22 protein-coding genes and 3 tRNA genes are annotated in these 23,737 nt (G+C 55.5%); 10 read left to right on the forward strand and 15 right to left on the reverse strand.

All coding sequences use genetic code 11. The annotated features are described in order from the left end of the window. Positions 1-12: 12 nt before the first annotated feature. From garL to ACVLVH_RS19520, 4 genes are read right to left on the reverse strand one after another with little or no spacing between them, the layout of a single operon-like run. Positions 13-780 (reverse strand): 2-dehydro-3-deoxyglucarate aldolase, encoded by a 768-nt coding sequence (garL, locus tag ACVLVH_RS19505; protein ID WP_192412004.1) that lies wholly within the window; start codon positions 778-780, stop codon positions 13-15. Positions 781-832: 52 nt separating this feature from the next. Then, positions 833-2,164 carry a glucarate dehydratase gene (gudD, locus tag ACVLVH_RS19510; RefSeq protein ID WP_192412005.1) on the reverse strand — a complete coding sequence of 444 codons (1,332 nt, stop codon included), beginning with the start codon at positions 2,162-2,164 and terminating at the stop codon, positions 833-835. A gap of 16 nt (positions 2,165-2,180) precedes the next feature. Beyond that, positions 2,181-3,521, reverse strand: coding sequence for an enolase C-terminal domain-like protein (locus ACVLVH_RS19515; protein ID WP_192236500.1), 1,341 nt, complete (start codon positions 3,519-3,521; stop codon positions 2,181-2,183). A 9-nt stretch (positions 3,522-3,530) separates the two neighbouring features. After that, on the reverse strand, positions 3,531-4,877 hold the full coding sequence (locus ACVLVH_RS19520) for an MFS transporter (RefSeq protein ID WP_101762584.1): 1,347 nt from the start codon (positions 4,875-4,877) through the stop codon (positions 3,531-3,533). 509 nt (positions 4,878-5,386) lie between these two features. Between ACVLVH_RS19520 and garD the strand changes: the two genes are divergently transcribed. Next, entirely contained in the window at positions 5,387-6,946 is a 1,560-nt protein-coding gene (garD, locus tag ACVLVH_RS19525) for a galactarate dehydratase (RefSeq protein WP_192236499.1), read from the forward strand. 123 nt (positions 6,947-7,069) lie between these two features. On the opposite strand, the gene ACVLVH_RS19530 is transcribed toward garD, so the two are convergent. The 4 genes from ACVLVH_RS19530 to syd form a co-directional block, all read right to left on the reverse strand. Then, entirely contained in the window at positions 7,070-7,516 is a 447-nt protein-coding gene (locus ACVLVH_RS19530; protein ID WP_498949967.1) for a flavodoxin, read from the reverse strand. A gap of 12 nt (positions 7,517-7,528) precedes the next feature. Continuing rightward, positions 7,529-8,308 carry a tRNA pseudouridine(65) synthase TruC gene (truC, locus tag ACVLVH_RS19535; protein ID WP_498949968.1) on the reverse strand — a complete coding sequence of 260 codons (780 nt, stop codon included), beginning with the start codon at positions 8,306-8,308 and terminating at the stop codon, positions 7,529-7,531. After that, on the reverse strand, positions 8,308-8,634 hold the full coding sequence (locus tag ACVLVH_RS19540; RefSeq protein WP_101762014.1) for a YqcC family protein: 327 nt from the start codon (positions 8,632-8,634) through the stop codon (positions 8,308-8,310). The genes truC and ACVLVH_RS19540 overlap by 1 nt, the downstream gene beginning before the upstream one ends. Positions 8,635-9,226: 592 nt before the next feature. Further along, on the reverse strand, positions 9,227-9,775 hold the full coding sequence (syd, locus tag ACVLVH_RS19545) for a SecY-interacting protein (RefSeq protein WP_498949969.1): 549 nt from the start codon (positions 9,773-9,775) through the stop codon (positions 9,227-9,229). A 62-nt stretch (positions 9,776-9,837) separates the two neighbouring features. Here syd and queF point away from each other — a divergent pair, with 62 nt between their 5' ends. From queF to xni, 3 genes are all read left to right on the forward strand, one after another. Further along, positions 9,838-10,683 carry an NADPH-dependent 7-cyano-7-deazaguanine reductase QueF gene (gene queF / locus ACVLVH_RS19550; RefSeq protein WP_101762011.1) on the forward strand — a complete coding sequence of 282 codons (846 nt, stop codon included), beginning with the start codon at positions 9,838-9,840 and terminating at the stop codon, positions 10,681-10,683. A gap of 182 nt (positions 10,684-10,865) precedes the next feature. Further along, on the forward strand, positions 10,866-12,230 hold the full coding sequence (ppnN, locus tag ACVLVH_RS19555) for a nucleotide 5'-monophosphate nucleosidase PpnN (protein WP_101762010.1): 1,365 nt from the start codon (positions 10,866-10,868) through the stop codon (positions 12,228-12,230). 38 nt (positions 12,231-12,268) lie between these two features. Further along, on the forward strand, positions 12,269-13,039 hold the full coding sequence (xni, locus tag ACVLVH_RS19560) for a flap endonuclease Xni (RefSeq protein ID WP_498949970.1): 771 nt from the start codon (positions 12,269-12,271) through the stop codon (positions 13,037-13,039). Between the two features lie 380 nt (positions 13,040-13,419). On the opposite strand, the gene rlmM is transcribed toward xni, so the two are convergent. The 4 genes from rlmM to ACVLVH_RS19580 all read right to left on the reverse strand — a co-directional run bounded on the left by rlmM (position 13,420) and on the right by ACVLVH_RS19580 (position 16,431). Next, positions 13,420-14,520, reverse strand: a complete 1,101-nt coding sequence (gene rlmM / locus ACVLVH_RS19565) for a 23S rRNA (cytidine(2498)-2'-O)-methyltransferase RlmM (RefSeq protein ID WP_101762008.1) — start codon at positions 14,518-14,520, stop codon at positions 13,420-13,422. Then, positions 14,513-14,908, reverse strand: a complete 396-nt coding sequence (locus tag ACVLVH_RS19570) for a DUF423 domain-containing protein (protein WP_498949971.1) — start codon at positions 14,906-14,908, stop codon at positions 14,513-14,515. The genes rlmM and ACVLVH_RS19570 overlap by 8 nt, the downstream gene beginning before the upstream one ends. A 49-nt stretch (positions 14,909-14,957) precedes the next feature. Next, entirely contained in the window at positions 14,958-15,875 is a 918-nt protein-coding gene (locus ACVLVH_RS19575; RefSeq protein ID WP_101762006.1) for a transcriptional regulator GcvA, read from the reverse strand. A 331-nt stretch (positions 15,876-16,206) separates the two neighbouring features. Continuing rightward, entirely contained in the window at positions 16,207-16,431 is a 225-nt protein-coding gene (locus ACVLVH_RS19580) for a YgdI/YgdR family lipoprotein (protein ID WP_008109575.1), read from the reverse strand. 206 nt (positions 16,432-16,637) lie between these two features. On the opposite strand from ACVLVH_RS19580, the gene csdA reads away from it, so the two are divergent. Together csdA and csdE are read left to right on the forward strand one after the other, a co-directional pair. Beyond that, positions 16,638-17,843: a cysteine desulfurase CsdA gene (csdA, locus tag ACVLVH_RS19585; RefSeq protein WP_498949972.1), complete on the forward strand. Its 1,206-nt coding sequence runs from the start codon at positions 16,638-16,640 to the stop codon at positions 17,841-17,843. Between the two features lie 4 nt (positions 17,844-17,847). Further along, positions 17,848-18,303 carry a cysteine desulfurase sulfur acceptor subunit CsdE gene (gene csdE, locus ACVLVH_RS19590; RefSeq protein ID WP_110867956.1) on the forward strand — a complete coding sequence of 152 codons (456 nt, stop codon included), beginning with the start codon at positions 17,848-17,850 and terminating at the stop codon, positions 18,301-18,303. Here the strand turns inward: csdE and tcdA are convergent. Together tcdA and mltA are read right to left on the reverse strand one after the other, a co-directional pair. Then, positions 18,291-19,097 carry a tRNA cyclic N6-threonylcarbamoyladenosine(37) synthase TcdA gene (tcdA, locus tag ACVLVH_RS19595; protein ID WP_101762004.1) on the reverse strand — a complete coding sequence of 269 codons (807 nt, stop codon included), beginning with the start codon at positions 19,095-19,097 and terminating at the stop codon, positions 18,291-18,293. The two genes, csdE and tcdA, sit on opposite strands and share 13 nt — an antisense overlap. 28 nt (positions 19,098-19,125) lie before the next feature. Further along, positions 19,126-20,274, reverse strand: a complete 1,149-nt coding sequence (mltA, locus tag ACVLVH_RS19600; protein WP_101762003.1) for a murein transglycosylase A — start codon at positions 20,272-20,274, stop codon at positions 19,126-19,128. A 204-nt stretch (positions 20,275-20,478) separates the two neighbouring features. Between mltA and ACVLVH_RS19605 the strand changes: the two genes are divergently transcribed. The 3 genes from ACVLVH_RS19605 (at position 20,479) to ACVLVH_RS19615 (ending at position 20,813) form a co-directional block, all read left to right on the forward strand. Continuing rightward, positions 20,479-20,555, forward strand: a tRNA-Met gene (locus ACVLVH_RS19605). Between the two features lie 53 nt (positions 20,556-20,608). Beyond that, positions 20,609-20,685: transfer RNA gene (locus ACVLVH_RS19610), tRNA-Met, on the forward strand. A gap of 51 nt (positions 20,686-20,736) precedes the next feature. After that, positions 20,737-20,813: transfer RNA gene (locus tag ACVLVH_RS19615), tRNA-Met, on the forward strand. A 73-nt stretch (positions 20,814-20,886) separates the two neighbouring features. Here the strand turns inward: ACVLVH_RS19615 and amiC are convergent. Then, positions 20,887-22,122: an N-acetylmuramoyl-L-alanine amidase AmiC gene (gene amiC / locus ACVLVH_RS19620; RefSeq protein WP_192412017.1), complete on the reverse strand. Its 1,236-nt coding sequence runs from the start codon at positions 22,120-22,122 to the stop codon at positions 20,887-20,889. A gap of 233 nt (positions 22,123-22,355) precedes the next feature. On the opposite strand from amiC, the gene argA reads away from it, so the two are divergent. After that, the gene (argA, locus tag ACVLVH_RS19625) at positions 22,356-23,684 is read left to right on the forward strand and encodes an amino-acid N-acetyltransferase (RefSeq protein ID WP_007891884.1); all 1,329 of its coding nucleotides are present in this window, start codon (positions 22,356-22,358) and stop codon (positions 23,682-23,684) included. Positions 23,685-23,737: the final 53 nt, after the last annotated feature.

Raw genomic sequence — 23,737 nt, forward strand, 5'->3', positions numbered from 1 at the left:
CCTCTCAGTCAGTTATTTTTTAAATTTGTCACACAGCGCCTGCGTGGCGTTACGGAACACACCCAGATCGCTGCCTACCGCTACAAAGCTGGCGCCCCACTCCAGATAGCGGCGTGCATCGGCTTCCACCGGCGCCAGAATGCCGCTCGGTTTCCCCGCCGCTTTGGCGCGTTCGAAGACGTGTTTAATCACTTTCAATACTTCGGGATGCGCAGGCTGGCCCAGATAGCCGAGCGCGGCCGAGAGATCGCCCGGCCCAACGAAGATGCCATCAACACCTTCCACCGCGGCGATAGCATCGATGTTGTCCACCGCCTGTTGCGTTTCGATCTGCACCAGCACCGTGATGTTGTCGTTAATGGTGCTGTTGTAATCCGGCAGCGTGCCGTACATGTTGCTGCGGTGTGAAACCGACACACCGCGAATGCCCGCCGGTGGATAGCGAGTAGACGCGACCGCGCGAATCGCCTCTTCCTCGGTTTCCACAAACGGCACCAGGAAGTTGTAGAAGCCGATATCCAGCAAGCGCTTGATGATGATCGGTTCGTTGCACGGCGGACGCACCACCGGCGCGCTGTGGCTGCCCTTCAGTGCCATTAGCTGCGGCACAAAGGTGGTGATGTCATTCGGCGCGTGTTCGCCATCCAGCACCAGCCAGTCAAAGCCCGCCAGGCCCAGCACTTCAGTGGTAAGGGGATTAGCCAGCGCGCACCAGCTGCCAATCAGGGTTTCTCCTGCCAGCAAACGGCGACGAAAAGGGTTCTGCCAGGCATTGCTCATTGTCTTCACTCCTGTCGGTTACAGCAGGCTCCCGCGCGGGGAGCCGGAAAAGTTAGCGCACCAGGCACGGACGCTTGTTATCAAAGGTCCAGTTCGGTACGAGGAACTGCATGGCTTGCGCATCATCACGCGCGCCTAAACCGTGTTTCTGATACAGCGCGTTGGCTTGCATCACCTGATCCATATCCAGCTCGACGCCGAGACCCGGTTTTTGCGGCACCTGCACCATGCCGCCTTTAATCTGTAGCGGCTCTTTAGTCAGGCGCTGATTGCCTTCCTGCCAAATCCAATGCGTATCGATGGCGGTAATCGCACCTGGTGCGGCGGCGGCAACGTGGGTAAACATCGCCAGTGAAATGTCGAAGTGGTTGTTAGAGTGCGAGCCCCACGTCAGGCCGAAGTCGTGACACATCTGCGCCACGCGCACCGAACCCTGCATCGTCCAGAAGTGCGGATCGGCCAACGGGATATCGACCGACTGCAGCGACAGCGTGTGGCCCATTTGACGCCAGTCGGTGGCGATCATATTGGTGGCGGTCGGCATGCCGGTGGCGCGGCGGAATTCCGCCATCACTTCGCGACCGGAATAGCCCTGCTCAGCACCGCACGGATCTTCCGCATAGGCCAGCACACCTTTCAGCTGCTTACCGAGCAGAATCGCCTCGTTGAGCGACCAGGCGCCGTTAGGATCAAGCGTCACGCGCGCCTGCGGGAAGCGCTTCGCCAGCGCCGTCACCGCTTCGGCCTCTTCGCCACCGCGCAGCACGCCGCCTTTCAGTTTGAAATCGTTAAAGCCATATTTTTCATAGGCCGCTTCCGCCAGGCGCACCACCGTATCCGGCGTCAGCGCTTCTTCGTGGCGCAGGCGATACCAATCGCATTTGTCATTTTCCTGGCTCTGATACGGTAGCGAGGTTTTCTTGCGGTCGCCGACATAGAACAGATAGCCGAGCATTTCTACCCGGTCGCGCTGCTGACCATCGCCAAGCAACGAGGCGACGTTCACGCCTAAATGCTGTCCCAGCAGATCGAGCAGCGCCGCTTCGATGCCAGTAACCACGTGAATGGTGGTACGCAAATCAAAGGTTTGGTTGCCGCGTCCGCTGGAATCGCGGTCGGCAAAGGTGCTGCGCACCAGGTTGAGGATGTTCTTGTATTCGCCAACGGTTTTCTGCACCACCAGCGCCGCAGCATCCTCCAGCGTCTGACGAATCTTTTCGCCGCCCGGAATCTCACCGACGCCGGTGTGTCCGGCATTGTCTTTAATGATGACGATGTTGCGGGTAAAGAACGGCGAATGCGCGCCACTCAGGTTAAGCAACATGCTGTCGTGACCGGCCACCGGAATGACCTGCAGCGATGTTATTTTCGGTGTCTGACTCATTTCCTGCTCCTTAAACTTAGCCGCGACCAAAGGCTGGACGCTTGCGGTCGAATGCCCAATTGGGAACCAGATACTGCATCGCGGTGGCGTCATTACGTGCGCCCGCCGGCAGTGATTTGTACAACGCGTTTGCCTGATGCAGGCGATCCCAATCCAGCTCGACGCCGAGGCCCGGCTTATCCGGCACGGCGATTTTGCCGTTGCGGATCTGCAGCGGCTCTTTGGTCAGGCGCTGATCGCCCTCCTGCCAAATCCAGTGCGTATCAATCGCGGTGGGTTTACCCGGCGCAGCAGCGCCAACGTGGGTGAACATCGCCAGTGAAATATCGAAGTGGTTATTGGAGTGACAGCCCCACGTCAGCCCCCAGTCATCACACAGCTGCGCCACGCGCACTGCGCCGCTCAGCGTCCAGAAGTGCGGATCGGCCAGCGGGATGTCGACGGCATTGAGCATCACCGCGTGGTTCATCTCGCGCCAGTTGGTGGCGATCATGTTGGTGGCGACCGGCAACCCCGTCGCACGGCGGAATTCGGCCATGACTTCGCGGCCGGAATAGCCCTGCTCGGCACCGCACGGATCTTCGGCGTAGGTCAGCACATCGCCCATGCCTTTACACAAGCGAATGGCTTCATCCAGCGTCCAGGCACCGTTGGGATCGACGGTGATGCGCGCATCGGGGAAGCGTTTTTTTAGCGCCGCCGCCGACTCAATCTCCTGCTCGCCCGGCAGCACGCCGCCTTTGAGTTTGAAATCTTTGAAGCCATATTTGTCCTGCGCCGCTTCCGCCAGACGCACCACAGATTCCGGCGTCAGCGCCTCCTGATGACGCAAGTGATACCAGTCGTGGCTGGCATTTTCGCCGGTCAGATACGGCAAATCGGTTTTGCGACGATCGCCGAGATAGAACAGATAGCCGAGCACCGTGACCTCATCGCGCTGCTGGCCCGGACCGAGCAGTTCCGCCACCGGCACGCCGAGACATTGGCCGAGTAAATCCAGTAGCGCCGCTTCCAGCGCGGCCACCGCATTGACGCGCAGCTCGAAGGTCCACGCGCCCTTGCCGAAGGTATCGAAATCCGCCGACTGATTGCCTTTGTGCACCTGCTGCACCAGACGATTCATGCGGGCAACCTGCTGACCTTTTACCTGCGGAATCGCCTCAACCAGCGTTTGGTAGATGGTTTCCCCGCCCGGCGCTTCACCGACGCCGGTGTGTCCCGCGCTATCCGTGAGCACCACGATATTGCGGGTGAAGCAGGCGCTGTGCGCGCCACCGATGTTGAGCAACATGCTGTCGTAACCGGCAACCGGAATCACCTGCATATCGGTGATGACCGGCGTGCTTTGCGTAGTCATATTCCGTCCTTATGGCCTGGTTTTCAGTTCAACGCGTTTGATATCGCCAGCAATCACCAGGAAGCTAAATGCGGCGACAAAGGCATGGATACCGACATAAATCAGCGCGCCCTCAAAGGATCCGCTGGTGGCGATGATGTAACCGATGGCAATTGGCGTGACGATGCCGGAGAAGTTACCGAACATGTTGAACAAGCCACCGCTCAAACCGCTGATCTCTTTCGGTGCGGTATCTGCCATCACCGCCCAACCCAGCGCACCAATGCCTTTGCCGAAGAATGCCAGCGCCATAAAGAACACCACCACCCATTCGGTGTCGGTGTAGTTACACATCACCATCGAGATGGAGAGCAGCATACCGAGCACAATGGGCGTTTTACGCGCGATGTTCAGCGAACCGGTTTTACGCATCAGGTAATCAGAAATCACGCCGCCCAATACGCCGCCGAGGAAGCCACACACCGCAGGGATCGAAGCAATAAAGCCGGCCTTCAGAATCGACATGCCGCGCGCCTGCACCAGATACACCGGGAACCAGGTAATAAAGAAGTAGGTTAAGGCGTTGACGCAGTATTGGCCGAGATAGATGCCCAGCATCATGCGTGAGGTCAGCAGCTGTTTGATCTGGAACCACTTCTCGCTCCAGCTCACTTTGCGGTCATCCTTTTTGACGTCCATGTTGATCAGCGCGCCGCCCTGCTCCATGTACTCCAGCTCGGCTTTGTTGACGCCCGGATGATCGGTGGGATCGTGGATCACTTTCAGCCAGATAAAGCTGAGGATGATGCCCAATCCGCCCATGAACCAGAACACGTGCGCCCAGCCCACTTCGGAGACCAGCCAACCCATGATCGGCGCGAAGATTACCGTGGCAAAGTATTGCGCCGAGTTAAAGATTGCGACGGCGGTGCCGCGCTCCTGTGCCGGGAACCAGGCCGCAACAATGCGGCTATTGCCGGGGAAGGATGGCGCTTCAGCCAGGCCGACCAGGAAGCGCAACAGGAACAGCGAAATGATAATGCCAAAACCGCTGAACAGATCGACGAAGCCTTGCAGCAAGGTAAACAGCGACCAGAGGAAGATGCTCCAGAAGTAGACGCGTTTTGAGCCGAAGCGGTCGAGCAGCCAGCCGCCCGGAATCTGCCCAATCACGTACGCCCAGGAAAAGGCGGAGAAGATATAGCCAAGGCCGACCGAATCAAGGCCGATCTCTTTGGACATCGCCGAACCGGCAATCGAAATGGTTGCGCGGTCACCGTAGTTGAACGAGGTGACGATAAATAACATCACCACAATCCAGTAACGGGCATTGGTGCGCTTTTGCACCGCTTCCGCTGTCTGGCTGAAACTATTCATGATGCACTCCTGAAATATAGCGAACGCTACATCCACTCTGACTGCATACACATCGCGTTGGGTATCAGAATGAAGTCGGGTTAAACACGGCGATTTTTATATTTGGCAATACGATGATGCGTCGTGACGAATAACCTAACGTTGAAGAACGAGAATCAGTATAGGAACAGCCTGGCGGCGAAACACTGGAAGAACGCATGAGGATTAGGGTTGAAAGAGAATGATTTTATGGCATCTGCACATAACGCTGCGGCGTGGCTCACGGAACGCTTTTTTGCTCCCTGATTTTGCCTGGTTAACGTACAGGATAACGGCAGTTTGTGAGTCCCTTCACTTGTGTTTGGATAAACGAACCAAATTCCCCTGATAAATCTCCTTAAAGCCAGTCAGTTGCACAATGCATACGGCAAATACCCCTGCATATACTGAGGCTGGCAAAAAACGATGACGTGATGGACGTATTTTAAACCGCGCTGCTACGTACGGTGCGACGAACTGGAAGGTGAGCAATGAACCGTCCTCTGACAGAAAAACCGCTCTATATCAAAGTGCACGATGCCGATAACGTGGCGATCGTGGTCAACAATCAGGGATTACCGTCTGGCACCCTGTTCGACGACGGACTGCAACTGACTGAGCATGTGCCACAGGGACATAAAGTCGCGCTCAGCGATATCCCGCAAGCAGGCGCGATCCTGCGCTACGGTGAAGTGATTGGCTACGCGCTGCGTCCCATCCCACAAGGTAGCTGGATTGAAGAATCACTGGTAGCGCTGCCCGAAGCGCCGCCACTCAACAGTTTGCCGTTGGCAAACAATGTACCGCCCGCGCTGCCGCCGCTGGAAGGTTATACCTTCGAAGGCTATCGCAATGCAGATGGCAGCGTGGGCACGCGCAACCTGCTCGGCATCACCACCAGCGTTCACTGCGTGGCGGGCGTGGTGGATTATGTAGTGCAGATCATTGAGCGTGATTTGCTGCCGCGTTATCCCAATGTCGATGGCGTGGTGGCGCTGAATCATCTGTACGGTTGCGGCGTGGCAATCAATGCGCCCGCCGCGGTGGTGCCGATTCGCACCATTCATAACCTGGCGCTGAATCCCAATTTTGGTGGCGAAGTGATGATCGTCAGCCTCGGCTGCGAGAAGTTACAGCCCGAACGTCTGCTGACCGGCACACCGGATGTGCAGGCCATTTCGCTGGATGACAACGACATTGTGCGATTGCAGGATGAGCGGCTGGTGGGCTTCGGCGCGATGGTGGATGAAATCCTGCAGGTCGCCGAACGCCATCTGAAAAAGCTCAATCAACGTCAGCGCGAAACCTGTCCAGCATCGGAATTGGTGATCGGCACGCAGTGCGGCGGCAGCGACGCTTTCTCGGGCGTAACGGCGAACCCCGCCGTGGGATTTGCTTCGGATTTGCTGGTGCGCTGCGGCGCAACGGTGATGTTCTCGGAAGTGACCGAAGTGCGGGATGCTATCCATCTGCTGACGCCGCGCGTGGTGGATGAAGCGGTCGGCAAACGGCTGCTGGAAGAGATGGCGTGGTATGACGATTACCTCAGCCAGGGCCAAACCGATCGCAGCGCCAATCCCTCGCCGGGCAACAAAAAAGGCGGGCTGGCGAATGTGGTGGAGAAAGCGCTGGGTTCGATTGCCAAGTCAGGTCGCAGCCCAATTGTTGAAGTGTTGTCGCCCGGACAGCGCCCCACCAAACGCGGGCTGATTTATGCGGCCACACCAGCCAGCGATTTCGTGTGTGGCACGCAGCAGATGGCATCGGGCATTACCTTGCAGGTGTTCACTACCGGGCGCGGCACACCTTACGGTTTGGCCGCCATTCCGGTGATCAAGATGGCAACGCGCAATGCGCTGGCCGAACGCTGGCATGATTTGATGGATATTAATGCCGGAACTATTGCAACGGGCGAAGAGAGTATTGAACAGGTCGGTTGGCGACTGTTTGAGTTGATTCTGGAGATTGCCAGCGGGCGCAAGCAGACGTGGTCGGATCGTTGGGGGATTCGTAATCAGCTGGCGGTGTTTAATCCGGCGCCGGTAACGTGATGGTTATTGCCCTCACCCTGGCCCTCTCCCACTTCGCGGTAGAGGGAACAAACCGTGCGGGCTGCACCCTCTAAATATTCCCTCTCCCGCTGGCGGGAGAGGGTTAGGGTGAGGGAAAAGTCCTTACAGCAACTTACCCCAGCTCTCCACCCACGGTGAGGTCACTGATTCGGGCTCCGGATCTTCCGTCGCATCCACCAACAGCACCTCGCCGATGCGCTGCGCGCTCTGCTCCTGCAAGGTGGCATCAAAGGTTTTAGCTGCACCGCAGAAATTGTCATAGCTGCTGTCACCCAAGCCAATCACGCCATAACGCAATTCTGGTTGATAACTTAGCTGATCACGCACTGCAACATACAGGCGGGCAATGTTATCCGGGAAGTCGCCCTGACCGGTGGTTGAGGTGACAATCAGCACCACATCCTGGCTGTATGCCTGCCAATCCGCCATCGACGGATCTTCAAACACCTTCACGTCGTGGCCCTGCTCTTCCAGCACCGTCTGTGCTTCTTCAGCTACCAGCAGCGCATTGCCGTAAACCGTACCTGTAAAAATGCCAATCTTTGCCATCTTGCCGCTCCTTTATTCTGTCGGCTTATCCTGGACTGCATCATTGGCAAACTCAACCCTGGGAACTTCAGGGATCTGATCCTGCCAGCCAAACTGCTCAAGCATCTGCTGCCAGACGCGATCCAACCCGGCGCGTATCACTATGGGCTCGCCGGTAACGGGATGGGTAAAGCTGAGCGCGCTGGCGTGCAGCATCAGGCGATTGAGGCCAAAATGTGCCGCCGCACCGCGATTCTGGCGCAGATCGCCGTGCGCGCTGTCGCCAATAATCGGATGACGCAGATGCACCATGTGGCGACGCAGCTGATGTTTACGCCCGGTGTGCGGCGCCATCTCCACCAGCGTATAGCGCGCGGTGTTATAGCGGCTGATGGCGACCGGCATCTCAACGTGTGCCAGCGCCTGGTAATCCGTTACCGCCGGTTGGGCAACAGGTTCCTGGGTGGCAAATTTGTCGGCAATCTTATCCAGCTCTTCCACCAGCGGATAATCCAGCGTCGCGCCGCCTTCCAGCCAGCCGCGCAGCACCGCATGATAGGTTTTCTGCATCTGGTGCTGTTCAAACTGCTGCGCCAGTAAATGGGCGACTTCACTCGATAAGGCCATCAGCAACACGCCGGACGTTGGGCGATCGAGGCGGTGCACAGTAAACACATGCTGGCCAATCTGATCGCGCACCGTTTGCATCACCACCACTTTTTCATTGCGATCGAGCCAGCTGCGATGCACCAGCCAGCCGGCCGGCTTATTCACGGCGACCAGCCACGCATCTTGATAAAGGATTTCGAGCATCAGGCGGAAGGTTCCTGGAACAGCGCATCAAACTTGTTGAGCGTCAGCAATAGCACCGCATAGCCCGGCGTGTCGGCTGGCAATGCGACTTCATAATAGGGAGCGATGGCAAAATTCTGCGGCAACGGCGCGCCGCTTTCGAGCAGCGCATAAAAACGTGGCATGAACACCCATTGCAGCCATTGCAGCGGCTCCATGGTATCAAGACAGAAAGGTTCGGTACTGGCGAAGGCGCCCGCCTCGGGGGATTGTGACTGCCAATGGCCGTGTTCACGCATCACCGCTTCGACCTGCTGCAGGCGCTGAAAAATCATTTGCGACGACATGCGCCACCTCCAGAGAAAAATTGGGCGGCAAGCATACCATCAGTCACGCCCGGCGTAAAAATGGCATAAAAAAAGGGAGCACTGTGATTACAGTGCTCCCGGTTTTCGTTTGCAGCATTCCAGCTACTGCTGTGCTCCCTGCTCATCCATGACAACTTTTCCTGCGCTTTCCGTCGCTTGTCATCATGACATTGGTCCTTAGCATCCTGGCCCACCACGTTCCGCGTGGCTCTCATTCTCCGTCCTGGAGGTGTCCTTTTTACTCAATCCTGAGTGTCCTGCTTCGTCCTGAAGCCTTCCGTGTGCCGTAAATTCCGTTACGTTCCCGCCTCATGGCTGACATTCTCCTGAACGTCTCTTAATCCCCGGCATCCTGCCAGTGGTGACTATTCTCCCAGAAACCATCGCAATAACAAGCCAGTAAGAAGCGTTAATGGATTAAGTCCTGTCTTAATTTTGAGATTGATGCCATAAGTTCATGATTCACAATATTTTTACATTTAGGGCTTCCGCAAGTCTGCGCAATGATCTAGCGATCTCTCACACGTAACGTGAGAGATCTCTCACAAAGCGCAGCCTAAAAATCTGCAAATCACTGAGTAACCGGTTGTAAAGCATTAAGAAAATTCTCAACCGATGTCGTCAGGACTTCACGCTTTTTAGTGCCAGGCTCCTCAATAATGACCTCGCCGGTAAGATTGCACAGCGCAATCACCTCATTCTCTGAGTTGGTGGTGGCAATAAACAGCGTTGGCGCTTGTCTTAAGCGGCGCTTCATAACCAAGTGACCAATCAGGTTTTCCTGCAGGCGAGTGAAATCCGCTTCACTCCATACCTGCAGCAGGGTAATCGGCTGCTGTTCAAAGGTTGCCGTCATATCACCTGCAAACTGGCTGGTATAAAAAGCACTGATTTCTGGTTGCAGTTGCAGATCCAGCGCACGCTCTACCGCTTCAAGCGTGGCCGGTAACGTAAACGGCTGCGGCTGCCACAACACGCGGTCATCCAGCGTGCTGATAATGCAGTCGGAGGGAACACCAAGCAGTTCGGCGCTGGCGGGAAAATGTCCGGTTTGTTGCTGCCAATGTTCCACGTAGCGGGCGGTAAACTCACGCAGAGCATCTACGGTTTGCTGCATCATTCATATTCTCGCAAGTGTTAGGTTACACTTAACCACTTTGATGAAATTTAGTGGTAACCGTTATGTCTTCTGAAAACCGGGATCAGGCATTAAGCGGCCTGACCTTAGGTAAGCCCACGGCTTATGTTGATCGCTACGATAACACGCTGCTGCAATCCGTGCCGCGCAGCCTTAACCGTGAGCCGCTGGGGCTGTATCCCGATAATCTGCCGTTTACTGGCGCAGATATCTGGACGCTCTACGAACTCTCCTGGCTCAACAACAAAGGCGTTCCGCAGGTCGCGGTGGGCGAAGTGGTGCTGCGCGCCGATAGTCAAAACCTGATCGAGTCGAAGAGTTTCAAGCTCTATCTTAACAGTTTTAATCAGACCGTTTTCGCCGACTGGGGCGAAGTGCGTCAGACGCTGGAGCGCGATCTCAGCGCCTGCGCGAAGGGTCAGGTCAGCGTGGCGCTGTTTCGTCTCAGCGAAGTGGAAGGCCAGCCGATCGGCCATTTCAGTGGCGAAGTGATTGATGAACAGGATATCGAAATTCACGATTACGCCTTCAATGCGGATTATCTGGCGCAGGCTGCAGGCCGTGAAATTGTTGAAGAAACGCTGGTTAGCCATCTGCTGAAATCGAACTGCTTAATTACCAATCAGCCCGATTGGGGCTCGGTGATGATTCGCTACAAAGGCCCGCGTATCAATCGTGAAGCGCTGCTGCGTTATCTCATCTCATTCCGTCAGCATAATGAGTTTCATGAACAGTGCGTTGAGCGCATTTTCAACGACGTTCAGCGCTTTTGTCAGCCAGAAGCCCTGAGCGTTTATGCACGCTACACCAGGCGCGGGGGTCTGGATATCAATCCGTGGCGCAGTAACGTGCCCTTCTCTCCGGGATTTTCCCGCCTGGTTCGCCAGTAATAGTTTGCGAGACGCCTCGCAGGCCGCTGCACGGATGCGCGGATCCCCTTGAGCATTCACAGCGGACAACGTTACTCTGTTGAAGGCGCGATCGAAGCATGCGCGACCAGGGATTTTCGTCGCTGCGTTAATAAGTTAAGCGCAGCGTCATCAGCCACGCATTTGCGTGTAAAGGAGTTCTCTTGATTACACATATCAGCCCGCTTGGCTCGATGGATCTGCTCTCCCAGCTTGAAGTCGACATGCTGAAGCGCACCGCTAGCAGCGACCTTTATCAGCTGTTTCGTAACTGTTCTCTTGCGGTACTCAACTCCGGTAGCCAGACCGACAGCAGCCAGGAATTGCTTTCGCGTTTTGAAAACTTCGACATCAACGTGTTGCGCCGTGAGCGCGGTGTGAAACTGGAGCTGATCAACCCGCCGGAAGAGGCATTTGTTGATGGCCGGATTATTCGTTCGCTGCAGGCAAACTTGTTTGCCGTGCTGCGCGACATTCTGTTTGTAAACGGACAACTGGCGGCAACAGAACGCTACCAGAACGAGGAGCCGGAAGACTCTGCGCATATCACCAATCAGGTGTTTTCGATTCTGCGTAACGCGCGTGCACTGCACATCGGCGAATATCCGAATACCGTGGTGTGTTGGGGCGGCCACTCAATCAATGCGGTGGAATACCAATATTGCCGCAACGTCGGCACGCAAATGGGCCTGCGCGAACTCAACATCTGTACCGGTTGCGGACCTGGCGTCATGGAAGCACCGATGAAAGGTGCGGCGGTAGGACATGCGCAGCAGCGCTATCATGACAGCCGTTTTATCGGCCTGACTGAGCCCTCAATCATTGCCGCCGAACCACCGAATCCGCTGGTCAATGAGCTGATCATCATGCCGGATATCGAAAAACGCCTTGAAGCCTTTGTGCGTATCGCCCACGGTATCGTGATCTTCCCTGGCGGCGTGGGCACAGCCGAAGAGCTGCTGTATTTGTTGGGTATTTTAATGAATCCGCACAACAGCGATCAGGTATTGCCGCTGATTCTGACCGGACCCAAAGAGAGCGCCGACTACTTCCGCGTGCTGGATGATTTCATCGTAAATACGCTGGGCGAAGCCGCACGCAAGCACTACAAAATTATCATTGATGATGCCGCTGAAGTGGCGCGTCTGATGAAGAAAGCCATGCCGCAGGTGAAAGAGTATCGCCGCGAAACCGGCGATGCCTACAGCTTCAACTGGTCGATTCGTATCGCACCCGAATTGCAAGTGCCCTTCCTGCCGACGCACGAGAATATGGCAAACCTGAAGCTGTTCCCGGATCAGCCCGCCGAGCTGCTGGCAGCCGATCTGCGTCGCGCCTTCTCCGGCATTGTGGCGGGTAACGTCAAAGAGATTGGAATTCGTGAAATTCGCGAGAAAGGCCCGTACAAACTGCACGGCGATGCCAATCTCATGCACCGCATGGACGAACTGTTGCAAGGTTTTGTCGCACAGCAGCGCATGAAGCTGCCGGGCAGCGCCTACACGCCTTGCTACGAAATTATCAAATAACCCATCAGGAAGGCAGCCTGCGGGCTGCCGCTATCGCTATGTCGCTTCATCTTCTTATCATTGATGCACTCAATCTGATTCGCCGTCTGCACGCTGTTCAGGGTTCGCCATGCCGCGACAGCTGCGTTGCCGCCTTGCATCAGTTATTGGGACATACACAACCCACGCACGTGGTGGCGGTGTTTGATAGCCATGAGCGTCAGCCCGGTTGGCGCCATCAGCTATTACCGGATTACAAAGCGGGTCGCCCGCCGATGCCGGAGGATTTGCATCTGGAGATGCCCGCGCTGCAGAACGCCTTCCGCGCAGCAGGCGTCAGCTGCTGGGTGGCCGATTTAGACGAAGCCGACGATCTCGCCGCCACGCTGGCGGTGAAAATGGCGGACGCTGGTTATCAGGCAACGATTGTTTCTACCGATAAAGGTTATTGCCAGCTGCTGGCACCTAACATTCGTATTCGCGACTATTTCCAGAAGCGCTGGCTGGATGTGCCTTTTATTGAACAAGAGTTTGGCGTAACGCCCGCGCAGTTGCCCGACTATTGGGGATTGTGTGGTATCAGCAGCAGTAAAATTCCCGGCGTGCCCGGCATTGGCCCGAAAAGCGCCCGTGAGTTGTTGATGCAGTTTGGATCGCTGGATGCGATCTACCAGCAATGGGATCAGGTACCGAGCAAATGGCAGGGAAAATTGCAGGAACAGCGGGAAATGGCAGAAATTTGCCGCAAAGTATCGACGTTAAAGCGTGATTTGGTACTGCAAGGCAATCTCAATACATTGAGATTTCAAACCAAACAGCCGTCGCCATAAATGGCGACTGTGCAAAACAGTTATCCTGCGAAATAATTTGTGCTACAGCAAGGCGAGCAAACGCAGCCAACGCCGCTGTAGTGCAAAGTATAAAGCTGGCATCCTGCGAAATAATTTGTGCTACAGCAAGGCGGCAAGTGCGCGAGTCCCCGGGAGCATACATCAGTATGTGACCGGGGCGAGCAAACGCAGCCAACGCCGCTGTAGTGCAAAGTATGAAGCTGGCATCCTGCGAAATAATTTGTGCTACAGCAAGGCGGCAAGTGCGTGAGTCCCCGGGAGCATACATGAGTATGTGACCGGGGCGAGCAAACGCAGCCAACGCCGCTGTAGTGCAAAGTATGAAGCAGGACCGCTGTAGCGCAAAGTATGAAGCAGGATTAGCGCTCGTCGCGACGGCCGCCAACAGCCGCCCAAAGTCGACGTACGTGAACGGTCACTTCTTCTCGGTCGTGATAAAGCTGGCGCGCCTGAATCTGGGCATTAATACCCTGCGCTTTCAACGCGTCATCAATCATCGCCAGGTTCTGTGTCACTTCTTCGTAGCGCTTTTTCATTGGCAGCTTGAGGTTGAATATCGCCTCGCGGCACCAGCCATTCACCAGCCATTCGGTCATCAGGCTAGCGACGCGCACCGGTTTTTCCACCATGTCGCACACCAGCCAGCTGATATTGGTACGCGGCGGACGGAATTTAAAACCATCTTCGCGGCAGTGCGTCACCTGTCCGGTGTCCATCAGGCTTGGCGCCATCGGGCCGTTATCTACCGCAAAAACCCACATGCTGCGTTTCACCAGTTGATAGGTCCAGCCGCCGGGGCAAGCGCCAAGATCGACGGCGTACATGCCGCTGGCTAAACGCTCATCCCACTCATCCGCAGGCACAAACACGTGAAACGCCTCTTCCAGCTTGAGCGTAGAACGGCTCGGCGCATCGGAGGGGAATTTCAGGCGCGGAATGCCCATGTAGAATGGCGAGTTGTTTTCCGGCAGCGAATAGCCGACGTAACAGGTGCCCGGCGCAATAAAGAACACGTGCACTACCGGACGCTTAGCCGTTTCGTAATTAAGCAGGATTTTGCTTTCACGCAGGCTGGCACGCAGCGGCACGGTTAATTTACGGCAGAACTTGGTGAGCTCTTTCGCTTCATTGGTATCCGGCACTTCAACCCGCAGTTCACCGCCCTTCTCCACCACACCGGTCAGCATGCCGACAATCGGCGTGATGCGGTCTTCTGGTGGCAGATCGCGCAGTAGCTCTCCCACCACCAGCATCTGCCGCGCAAAGATCAGTTCGGCAAACGGCAGCGTTTGGATCAGCTTTTCAGCATCTTGCTGCTGATAGCACTCATACAGCACGTAACCTGAGTCATCTTTGACGCGCGGGAAGCCGTAAATCTCGCGCTCAGCCGCTTTCGCGCTGATTTCTGCCGCGCACTCTTTCTCAAATCCTGGACGGCAATAGAGTAAAACTTTATTCATGGCGATCTGCCTTTCGTTTCAGACGCAGTGCGCCAATCAACATCAAGAACCAGCCAATAAGGAAGCATAAGCCTCCTACCGGCGTAACAAAAACCCAAAACTTCATATGCGACAGCGCCAGACAATAGAGGCTGCCACTGAACAACACGGTACCGAGCGCCATCGCGGCGCTACTCCAGTAAAACCAGATATTGGCACGACGCAGCATAGCGGCACCCAGGCCGATCACTGCCAGCGTGTGATACGCCTGATATTCAAGGCCGGTATGTATCCACGCCATTTCGGCTGGGCCGAGCGATTTGCTCAGCACATGCGCGCCGAAAGCACCAAACGCCACCAGCATAAATCCGCTAATGGCAGCAAAAATAAACATGGCACGACTGGACATCAAACAATCCTCAAGGTAATGCGCACATCATTGTGCAGCCAGCAACGCATTAGTGATCGTAGCGAAAACGGAATTTTTCTTGTTCATTGGCCGCTTTTTCCAGGATCCACTGACGAAAGGCGGCTATTTTACCCAGTTCTGCCTGGCTGTCATGACAAACCAGATAAAAAGCATTTTTACTGACCAACACGTCATTAAAAGGACACACCAGACGACCGGCTTCAATTTCACTCTGCGCCATCACATTATTCGCCAGCGCCACGCCCTGACCATGAATCGCCGCCTGCAACACCATGGCGCTGTGGCTGAAGATTGGGCCCTGTTGCACATTGATATGCTGCACGCCCAGCTGACGCGTATAGGATTGCCAGTCACGGCGCGATGCATCATGCAGCAGCGTGCAGTGCGCCAAATCGGCCGGCGATTTGAGAGGATGATCACCCGTCAGCAACATCGGTGAGCAGACTGGCAGCAAATATTCGGCATACAATTTCTCAACCCGCAGGCCTGGCCAATTGCCACGACCGTAGAAAATCGCCACGTCGACATCGTCCGCCAATTTCTCCTCATCACGGTCCACCGCCTGGATACGCACGTCGATGCCCGGATAAGCCATATTAAAGCTGGAAAGGCGAGGAACCAGCCACTGAATGGCGAAACTCGGCAGCAAACTGACGGTCAGCGCACCCTTAGCGCTGCGCGCCTGTAATTTACGCGTCGCATCGTTTAGTGCGGAGAAAATCTCCTTAATATCTAAATAGTAGCTTTGACCTTCTTCCGTCAGTAAAAGCGAACGATTCCTCCGGCGAAACAGCTTTAGACCGAGGAAATCTTCCAGAGATTTGATCTGATGGCTGACAGCAGCCTGGGTAACAAACAGCTCTTCAGCGGCTTTGGTGAAGCTCAAATGACGGGCAGCAGCATCGAAGACGCGTAAAGCATTAAGCGGCGGAAGGCGTTTAGACATGGTTTTCCGTATCCGGATTGACAAGGTAATACTTCAACTTATACAAAGTCGCTACGTATTAGTTTTTTTAATCCGAGACATTATAATTTGTCCGTTGAGGAAGCTCCAGCAAATACCTATAGTTGCCGCACTTCCTGAGCCGGAACGAAAAGATTTCTGGAAACGTGCGAGAGATCGCAGACTTTTGGAGAGCTTTTGGCTTGTGGTCGTGATGTTGTGTTTGCATTTTGATCTGACGCTTGCAGATCAAGCTTTTAATTCCTGTAGATTTACCCTGTCTGTCCATAGTGATTTTAAATAGCACCGCAAATTGCGGTGCTTTTTTTTTGCCTTACTGCCCCATCTCCACCATCTCTTTGACGTCAGAGCGGTTAATCTGCTGCTTGTTGCCATTGGCATCCTGATAGCTGATCATACCGGTTTCGTCATCAACTTTAGGTTTGCCATCGGCGACGATGGTGCGACCATCGTTAGTGTGCATTACGTAATTGCTGGAACATGCGGACAGGGTAAAGGCCAGAGTACACACGGCCAGCACTGCGGTGAGTTTATTCATCTTCTATCTCCTTGCAGATTAATTGCATTAAACCACCCGCATGCGCTCACCAAGGGTAGCGCCAGTGAAATCGACTATGAATAGCGACGCGTTATGCGGGTTTCGGTTCAAACCTTGCAATAATTAGCATAACGCGCTTTTCCAGCTTTGCCAGGCAACGGGCCAGCTTTCAGCCTGGTCCTAACATGATTAACAGTGGGCTGAGTATGACCATTTTTTCTCCCGGCGCCTTCCGCCAGCAGTTCCCCGCGCTGAGCGATGCCGGAATCTACCTCGATAGCGCGGCTACTGCGCTCAAGCCGCAGGCGGTGATCGACGCAACCGCACAGTTCTACAGCCTCAGCGCTGGCACCGTGCATCGCAGCCAGTTCGCTGCCGCTCGCGCATTAACGGAAAAATACGAACAGGCGCGCGGATTAGTGGCGCGCTGGCTCAATGCTGCGGACGATCGGCAGATTGTCTGGACGCGCGGCACCACCGAAGCGATCAACCTGGTGGCGAACAGTTGGCTGGCTCCGCGATTGCAGGCTGGCGATGAAATCGTGGTTAGCGAAGCCGAACACCATGCCAATCTGGTGCCGTGGCTGATGGTGGCAAAAGCGGCGGGCGCAAAAGTGGTGAAATGGCCGTTGGGCGACGATCGTTTGCCGGATATCACGCTGTTGCCAGCACTGCTCAATTCACGTACCCGATTGCTGGCCGTTGGTCAGATGTCGAACGTCACCGGCGGCTGTCCGGATCTGGCGCAGGCGATCCGTTTAGCCCATGACGTCGGTGCCAAAGTGATGGTCGATGGCGCACAAGGTGTGGTGCATTGTCCGCCGGATGTAGAGGCGCTGGATATTGATTTCTATGCTTTTTCCGGCCATAAGCTTTACGGCCCAATGGGCATTGGCGTGCTGTATGGCAAAGCGGAACTGCTGGAAGCGATGGATCCATGGCAAGGCGGCGGCAAAATGCTGACGCAGGTCGATTTTGACAGTTTTACACCGCAGCCGGTGCCGTGGCGTTTTGAAGCCGGAACGCCTAATGTTGCCGGCGTGGTGGGGTTGAGTGCCGCGCTAGAGTGGCTGGCGCAACATGATGGCAAAAAGGCCGAAATGTGGAGCCAGCAACTGGCGAGCCTCGCCGAGGAGCAACTGAGCAAGATCCCCGGTTTTCGCAGCTTCCGCTGTGGCAATGCCAGCCTGCTGGCGTTTGATATTGCCGGCATTCACCACAGCGATATCGTTACGCTGCTCGCCGAGCATGGCATCGCATTGCGCGCCGGGCAGCACTGTGCGCAGCCGCTGATGGCGGCGCTGGGCGTCACCGGCACGCTGCGTGTCTCGTTCGCCCCCTATAATAATTTGCAGGACGTGGATGCGCTGGTGCGCGCCATGCGCCATGCCGTAGACTTACTGAGTGAATAAGCCCATGACATCAACCCTGCTCGCCCCGCATCCGTTCGGCGATCTGATTACCGCCGCCAGCCTGACGGAAAAATTCACCCATTTTCATCAGTGGGAAGATCGCTATCGTCAACTGATCCAGCTCAGCCGCCAGCTGCCTGCGTTAGCGGAAGAGTTAAAGACGCCAGATATCGAACTCACGGGCTGTGAAAATCGCGTCTGGCTAAGCAGCCAGTTGCTGAACAACGGCACGCTGCACTTTTATGGTGACAGCGAAGGACGCATCGTGCGCGGATTGCTAGCGGTGTTACTGACGGCGGTGGAAGGCAAAACGCCAGCCGACTTGCTGCAGCAAGATCCGCTGGCGTTGTTTGATACGTTAGGTCTGCGCGCACAGCTCAGTGCGTCGCGCAGCAGCGGTTTACAGGCGCTGGCGGATGCGGTGCAACGCGCTGCCCGTCAGCACGCTCAGGCCGTTTGACGCGCTGCCTTCGCCAGAAACTTCTTCAATGCATGGGAAACCGCCACAAACCCGAACGTGGCGGTAACCATGGTCGCCGCGCCAAATCCGGCGGCACAATCCATGCGTTTCGGGCCTTCGGCGGTGGAGCGTGAAGTGCACACGCTGCCGTCCGGCTGCGGATACATCAGCGCTTCCGTCGAGAATACGCAGTCGATGCCGAGCTTGCCTTTACTGTTCTTCACCACGCCAAAATCCCCTTTCAATCTCTCACGCAGCTTTGCCGCCAGCGGATCCTGAATGGTTTTTGCCAGATCGCTCACCTGGATCTGCGTGGGATCGATCTGGCCGCCCGCGCCGCCGGTGGTTATTAGCGGGATCTTGTTGCGACGACACCAGGCGATCAACGCGGCTTTGGGGCGCACGCTGTCAATCGCATCAATCACGTAGTCAAAACCCGCCGATAACAGTTCAGCGGTATTCTCCGGCGTGATGAAGTCATCGATGCAGATCACTTCGCATTCCGGATTGATGGCGCGCATACGTTCCGCCATCACTTCGGTTTTCGCCTGGCCCACTTTGCCCTGCAGCGCGTGAATCTGGCGGTTGGTATTGGTGATGCAGACATCGTCCATATCAATCAGGGTGATTTTACCGATACCGGTGCGCGCTAGCGCTTCCGCTGCCCACGAACCCACGCCGCCAATACCAATCACGCAAAAGTGCGCGTCGGCAAAACGCTGCAGCGCGTCCTGGCCATAGAGACGCGCCGTGCCGCCAAAACGTTGTCGCCAGGCGTCGCTTACTACTGTCATAACCAAACCTTTCCGGGAAAACGGGACATTAATTAGAACCTAACAGCAGCGAACCGTTGTTGCCATTTTGTGGGTTGCTAAACAGCGGCTGACCGGTGCCCGGCGCGGCTTTTAGCACCCAGACGCGGCCATAATGGTTGTAGAAACCGGCCAGATGCGCCGCATCCGGGCCAACGCCCTGATAGATATCGAAGTGCTGGCCTTTAATCGCGCCACCCACGTCTAACGCCACCATCAGACGCATCTCATATTTGCCATTAAACTTGCCCTTCTCGTTCAGCTGCGGCACTTCGGCTAACAGCACGGTTCCGGCCGGAATCAATGAACGATCGGAGGCAACGGAAGCCTTGGCAATCAGCGGCACCGCGCTGGCACCGCGCACCGGCACATACTCTTCCGGTTTGAAGAAGACGAAGGATTGGTTAGTTTCAAGCACCGAACGCACTTCCTGTGGCGAATGCTCTTGCGCCCACTGACGAATCGCCTGCATCGACATATCTTCGCGCTTCACTTCACCGCGATCGATCAGCTCTTTGCCGATGCTGTGATAAGCCCAGCCATTTTTGCCGCCGTAACCAAAGAAGCGCAGTGGACGACCATCACCAAAATCAACGTAGCCGCTGCCCTGCACATCCATCATGAAGTTATCGATCAGCGAATTGCTATAGGCAATGATGTAGCGATCGTCGAGCCCACCATTATAGATAGAAGCACGGCTCGGCAGTTTCTGTCCACGCGGACGCGGTGGCATACGATAAATCGGATACTGGAACTCGCCCTGACGGGTATAACGCGCTTCCACAACCGGCGTGTAGTAACCGGTGAACTGCACATTGCCGTAATTGTCAGTGCCTTCCATCTGATAAGCATTCAAACCAAACTGGTTGAGCTGGCGCGTATCCGCGCCGGACAGCAGCCAGTTTTGCACTGCGCTGTAAGTACCGTTGTTGCGCCCGAACAGGCCGGATGAGGCGGTTTGAATCTGCACCACCTGATCGCTAAAGTCTTTGCCGTTCACCGGACGCCCTTTAGCATTCGGTTGGTTGACCAGCCCAAGCGGTTGCTCCAGCTTGCCATCGATATACTGTTGACCGCGGTCGGTCGGTTTGGAACTACAGCCTGCTAACAGCGCGATAAATGCGCCAGTAAGTGCATACTTCGCCCAATGTCCTTTCATAACCTTCTCTTTTTATCGATTGTTTGCCCGGCGACGATAGCAAAGGGGCAGAGAGAATGAAATCTGCCATCAGCGGTCACGCTCACATCTGTACAATAATCCACCCAATGGCGAGTTTATTCATCAACTGACTGTAAATTTGACGTTTTGTCTCAAAAAGGGGTTGCATCGCCGCGCGTCCAGAGTATAGTGCGCATCCACGGACGCGGGGTGGAGCAGCCTGGTAGCTCGTCGGGCTCATAACCCGAAGGTCGTCGGTTCAAATCCGGCCCCCGCAACCAATTCTTCTTAAATGAAGAGACAATGTGAAGTGTCGTGTAACGCGTCAGTCGGACGCGGGGTGGAGCAGCCTGGTAGCTCGTCGGGCTCATAACCCGAAGGTCGTCGGTTCAAATCCGGCCCCCGCAACCAATTGTCTTAAGAAGAATACAATGTGAAAAGTCGCTTAATGCGACAGACGGACGCGGGGTGGAGCAGCCTGGTAGCTCGTCGGGCTCATAACCCGAAGGTCGTCGGTTCAAATCCGGCCCCCGCAACCAATCATTTAAACACCTTAACGGGTGTTTTTTTGTTTCTGGCGTCCGGAAAAAAGCGGCATTGCTGCCGCCCTCCTCAGCGATGCGCTAGTGCCGCACCCTTATCAAAATACGCCTTAATCCCATGCAAAATCGCCTCAGCCACCTGATGCTGATAGCGCGACGTGCGCAGCTTGCGCTCCTCTTCGACATTACTGATAAACGCGGTTTCCACCAAAATCGAGGGAATATCCGGGGCTTTCAGCACCGCAAATCCCGCCTGATCGACGGTGCGCTTGTGCAGGTGATTGATATGTCCCATGCGTGACAGCACCTCTTTACCAAACTTCAGGCTGTCGCTGATGGTTTGCCGCTGCACCATGTCGAACATGGTGTGGTCGAGATAACGATCGCCGCTCATGCTGACGCCGCCAATCAAATCGGCTTCATTCTGCGTTTGTGCGAGGAAGCGCGCCGCCGCTGAGGTAGCGCCGCTGGTCGAAAGGGCAAACACCGACGAACCGCGCGCGGCCCGACTGGTGAAGGCATCAGCATGGATCGAAATGAACAGATCCGCACGCTGCTTTCGCGCCTTCGCCACGCGGACACGCAGCGGGATAAACACATCCTCATTGCGCGTCATGTAAGCTTTCATGTTGCGCTCTTTGTCGATCAGCGCCTTCAGATAGCGACCGATCTTCAACACGATATCTTTCTCACGCGTTTTATATTTGCCATGCGCGCCGGGATCTTCACCGCCATGGCCAGGATCGATCATGATGATAATCGGTCGATCGCGCCCCGCTTTGCCCGGCAGCGCCGCCTGCACCGGCTGATCGCGTTCAAGATCGCCCTGATTGTAATTCTGCAGTAATGCCAGTAGCGGATCCTCTTCCCGTGCTTGCTGATTAGGATAGAGATCGACCACTAAGCGATGCTTGATACCTGCCACTGGCGCAAGAGTAAATGTCTTGGGCGCAATGCTACGCTTGAGTTCCAGCACCAGTCGCACCGTGTTAGCGTCAAACTGACCGACGCGTGCGGTTTTGATATAGGGATCGTCCACGCGCACCAGCTTATCGACTCCTTTCAGGACCGGGTTGATGTGCATATTTTCGATATCAATAACCAGACGATCGGGATTCCCCAGCGTGAACTGTTTGTACTTGAGGGGAACGTTTGATTCCAGGGTTACGCGGGAGTAAGTCGATGAGGGCCAGATGCGCACCGCCACAATATGCTGGCTGGCAGCCAGCCCGGTACGCGTCACGCTTAGCATTAATAATGCGCCAGCGCCCTGTAATAATCGTCGTCGTGTAAAAGCTTCGGACATGCCGCTCCAACTGCTGTGTTATGTCTAAAAAATCATCACTCGATGGCAAGAAAGTGAAAACTTTACTCGATGAGAATTGTCTTGTCTTGCCGGAAAAACCAGATAATGCAGTCTGTTAGCGCGTGTTGCATCATGAAAATCGTAAAGTAACGTCAGGCCCGGCGCTTGCAATAAAGAGCAAAAGAGCATAAAAATACGAAAATTACGAATAAACATGCATAGAGGGCTTTGCCGTGAAGGAACGCAGTACAGAACTGGTTCAGGGTTTTCGCCACACCGTTCCCTATATAAATACCCATCGTGACAAGACGTTTGTCATCATGTTGGGTGGCGAAGCCATCGAGCATGAGAACTTCTCAAGCATCGTTAATGACATCGGTCTGCTGCATAGCCTCGGCATTCGCTTAGTGGTGGTTTATGGTGCGCGTCCGCAGATTGACGCCAGCATGGCCCAGCAACAGCTGGAACCGATTTACCACAAACATACGCGCGTTACCGATGCACAATCGCTTGAGCTGGTAAAGCAGGCCGCCGGTCGCTTACAGCTGGATATCACCGCGCGTCTGTCGATGAGCCTCAACAACACGCCGCTGCAAGGCGCGCACATTAACGTAGTGAGCGGCAACTTCATCATTGCGCAGCCGCTGGGGGTGGATGATGGCGTTGATTACTGCCACAGCGGGCGTATTCGTCGTATTGATGAGGAAGCGATCCATCGTCAGCTGGATAACGATGCGATTGTGCTGCTCGGTCCGGTAGCGGTTTCTGTGACCGGCGAGAGTTTTAACCTGACGTCAGAAGAAGTGGCGACGCAGCTGGCAATTAAATTGAAGGCCGAGAAGATGATTGGTTTCTGCTCCGAACAGGGGGTGACCAATCGCGAAGGCGCGATTATTTCTGAACTGTTCCCGAATGAAGCCCAGGCGCGCATCGACGAAATGGAGAGCGATGGCGATTTCCTCTCTGGCACCGTGCGGTTCTTGCGTGGTGCGGTCAAAGCCTGCCGCAGCGGCGTGCGTCGCAGCCACCTGATTAGCTATCAGGAAGATGGCGCGTTGCTGCAAGAACTGTTCTCGCGCGACGGTATCGGTACCCAGATTGTGATGGAGTCGGCCGAGCAGATTCGGCGCGCCAACATCAACGATATCGGCGGTATTCTCGAACTGATTCGCCCGCTGGAGCAGCAAGGGATTCTGGTACGTCGTTCCCGCGAGCAGCTGGAGATGGAGATTGATAAGTTCACCATTATTCAGCGCGATAATTTAACCATCGCCTGTGCCGCGCTCTATCCGTTCCCGGACGAGCAGATTGGTGAGATGGCTTGTGTGGCAGTGCATCCGGATTATCGCAGCTCGTCGCGTGGCGAACTGTTGCTGGATCGCGTGGCGTTGCAGGCACGTCAGATGGGGCTAAAGAAGCTGTTTGTGTTAACCACGCGCAGCATTCACTGGTTCCAGGAGCGCGGTTTTACGCCGGTGGATATTGAGTCCCTGCCCGAGAGCAAGAAGCAGATGTATAACTATCAGCGCCGTTCAAAGGTGCTGATGGCGGATTTGGGGTAGTCGCATCATTTAACTGTGCCGTTGCGTAGTTGCACATACCGTAGCGGCGCAAT

Source organism: Kluyvera sp. 1366 (genome assembly GCF_054823405.1).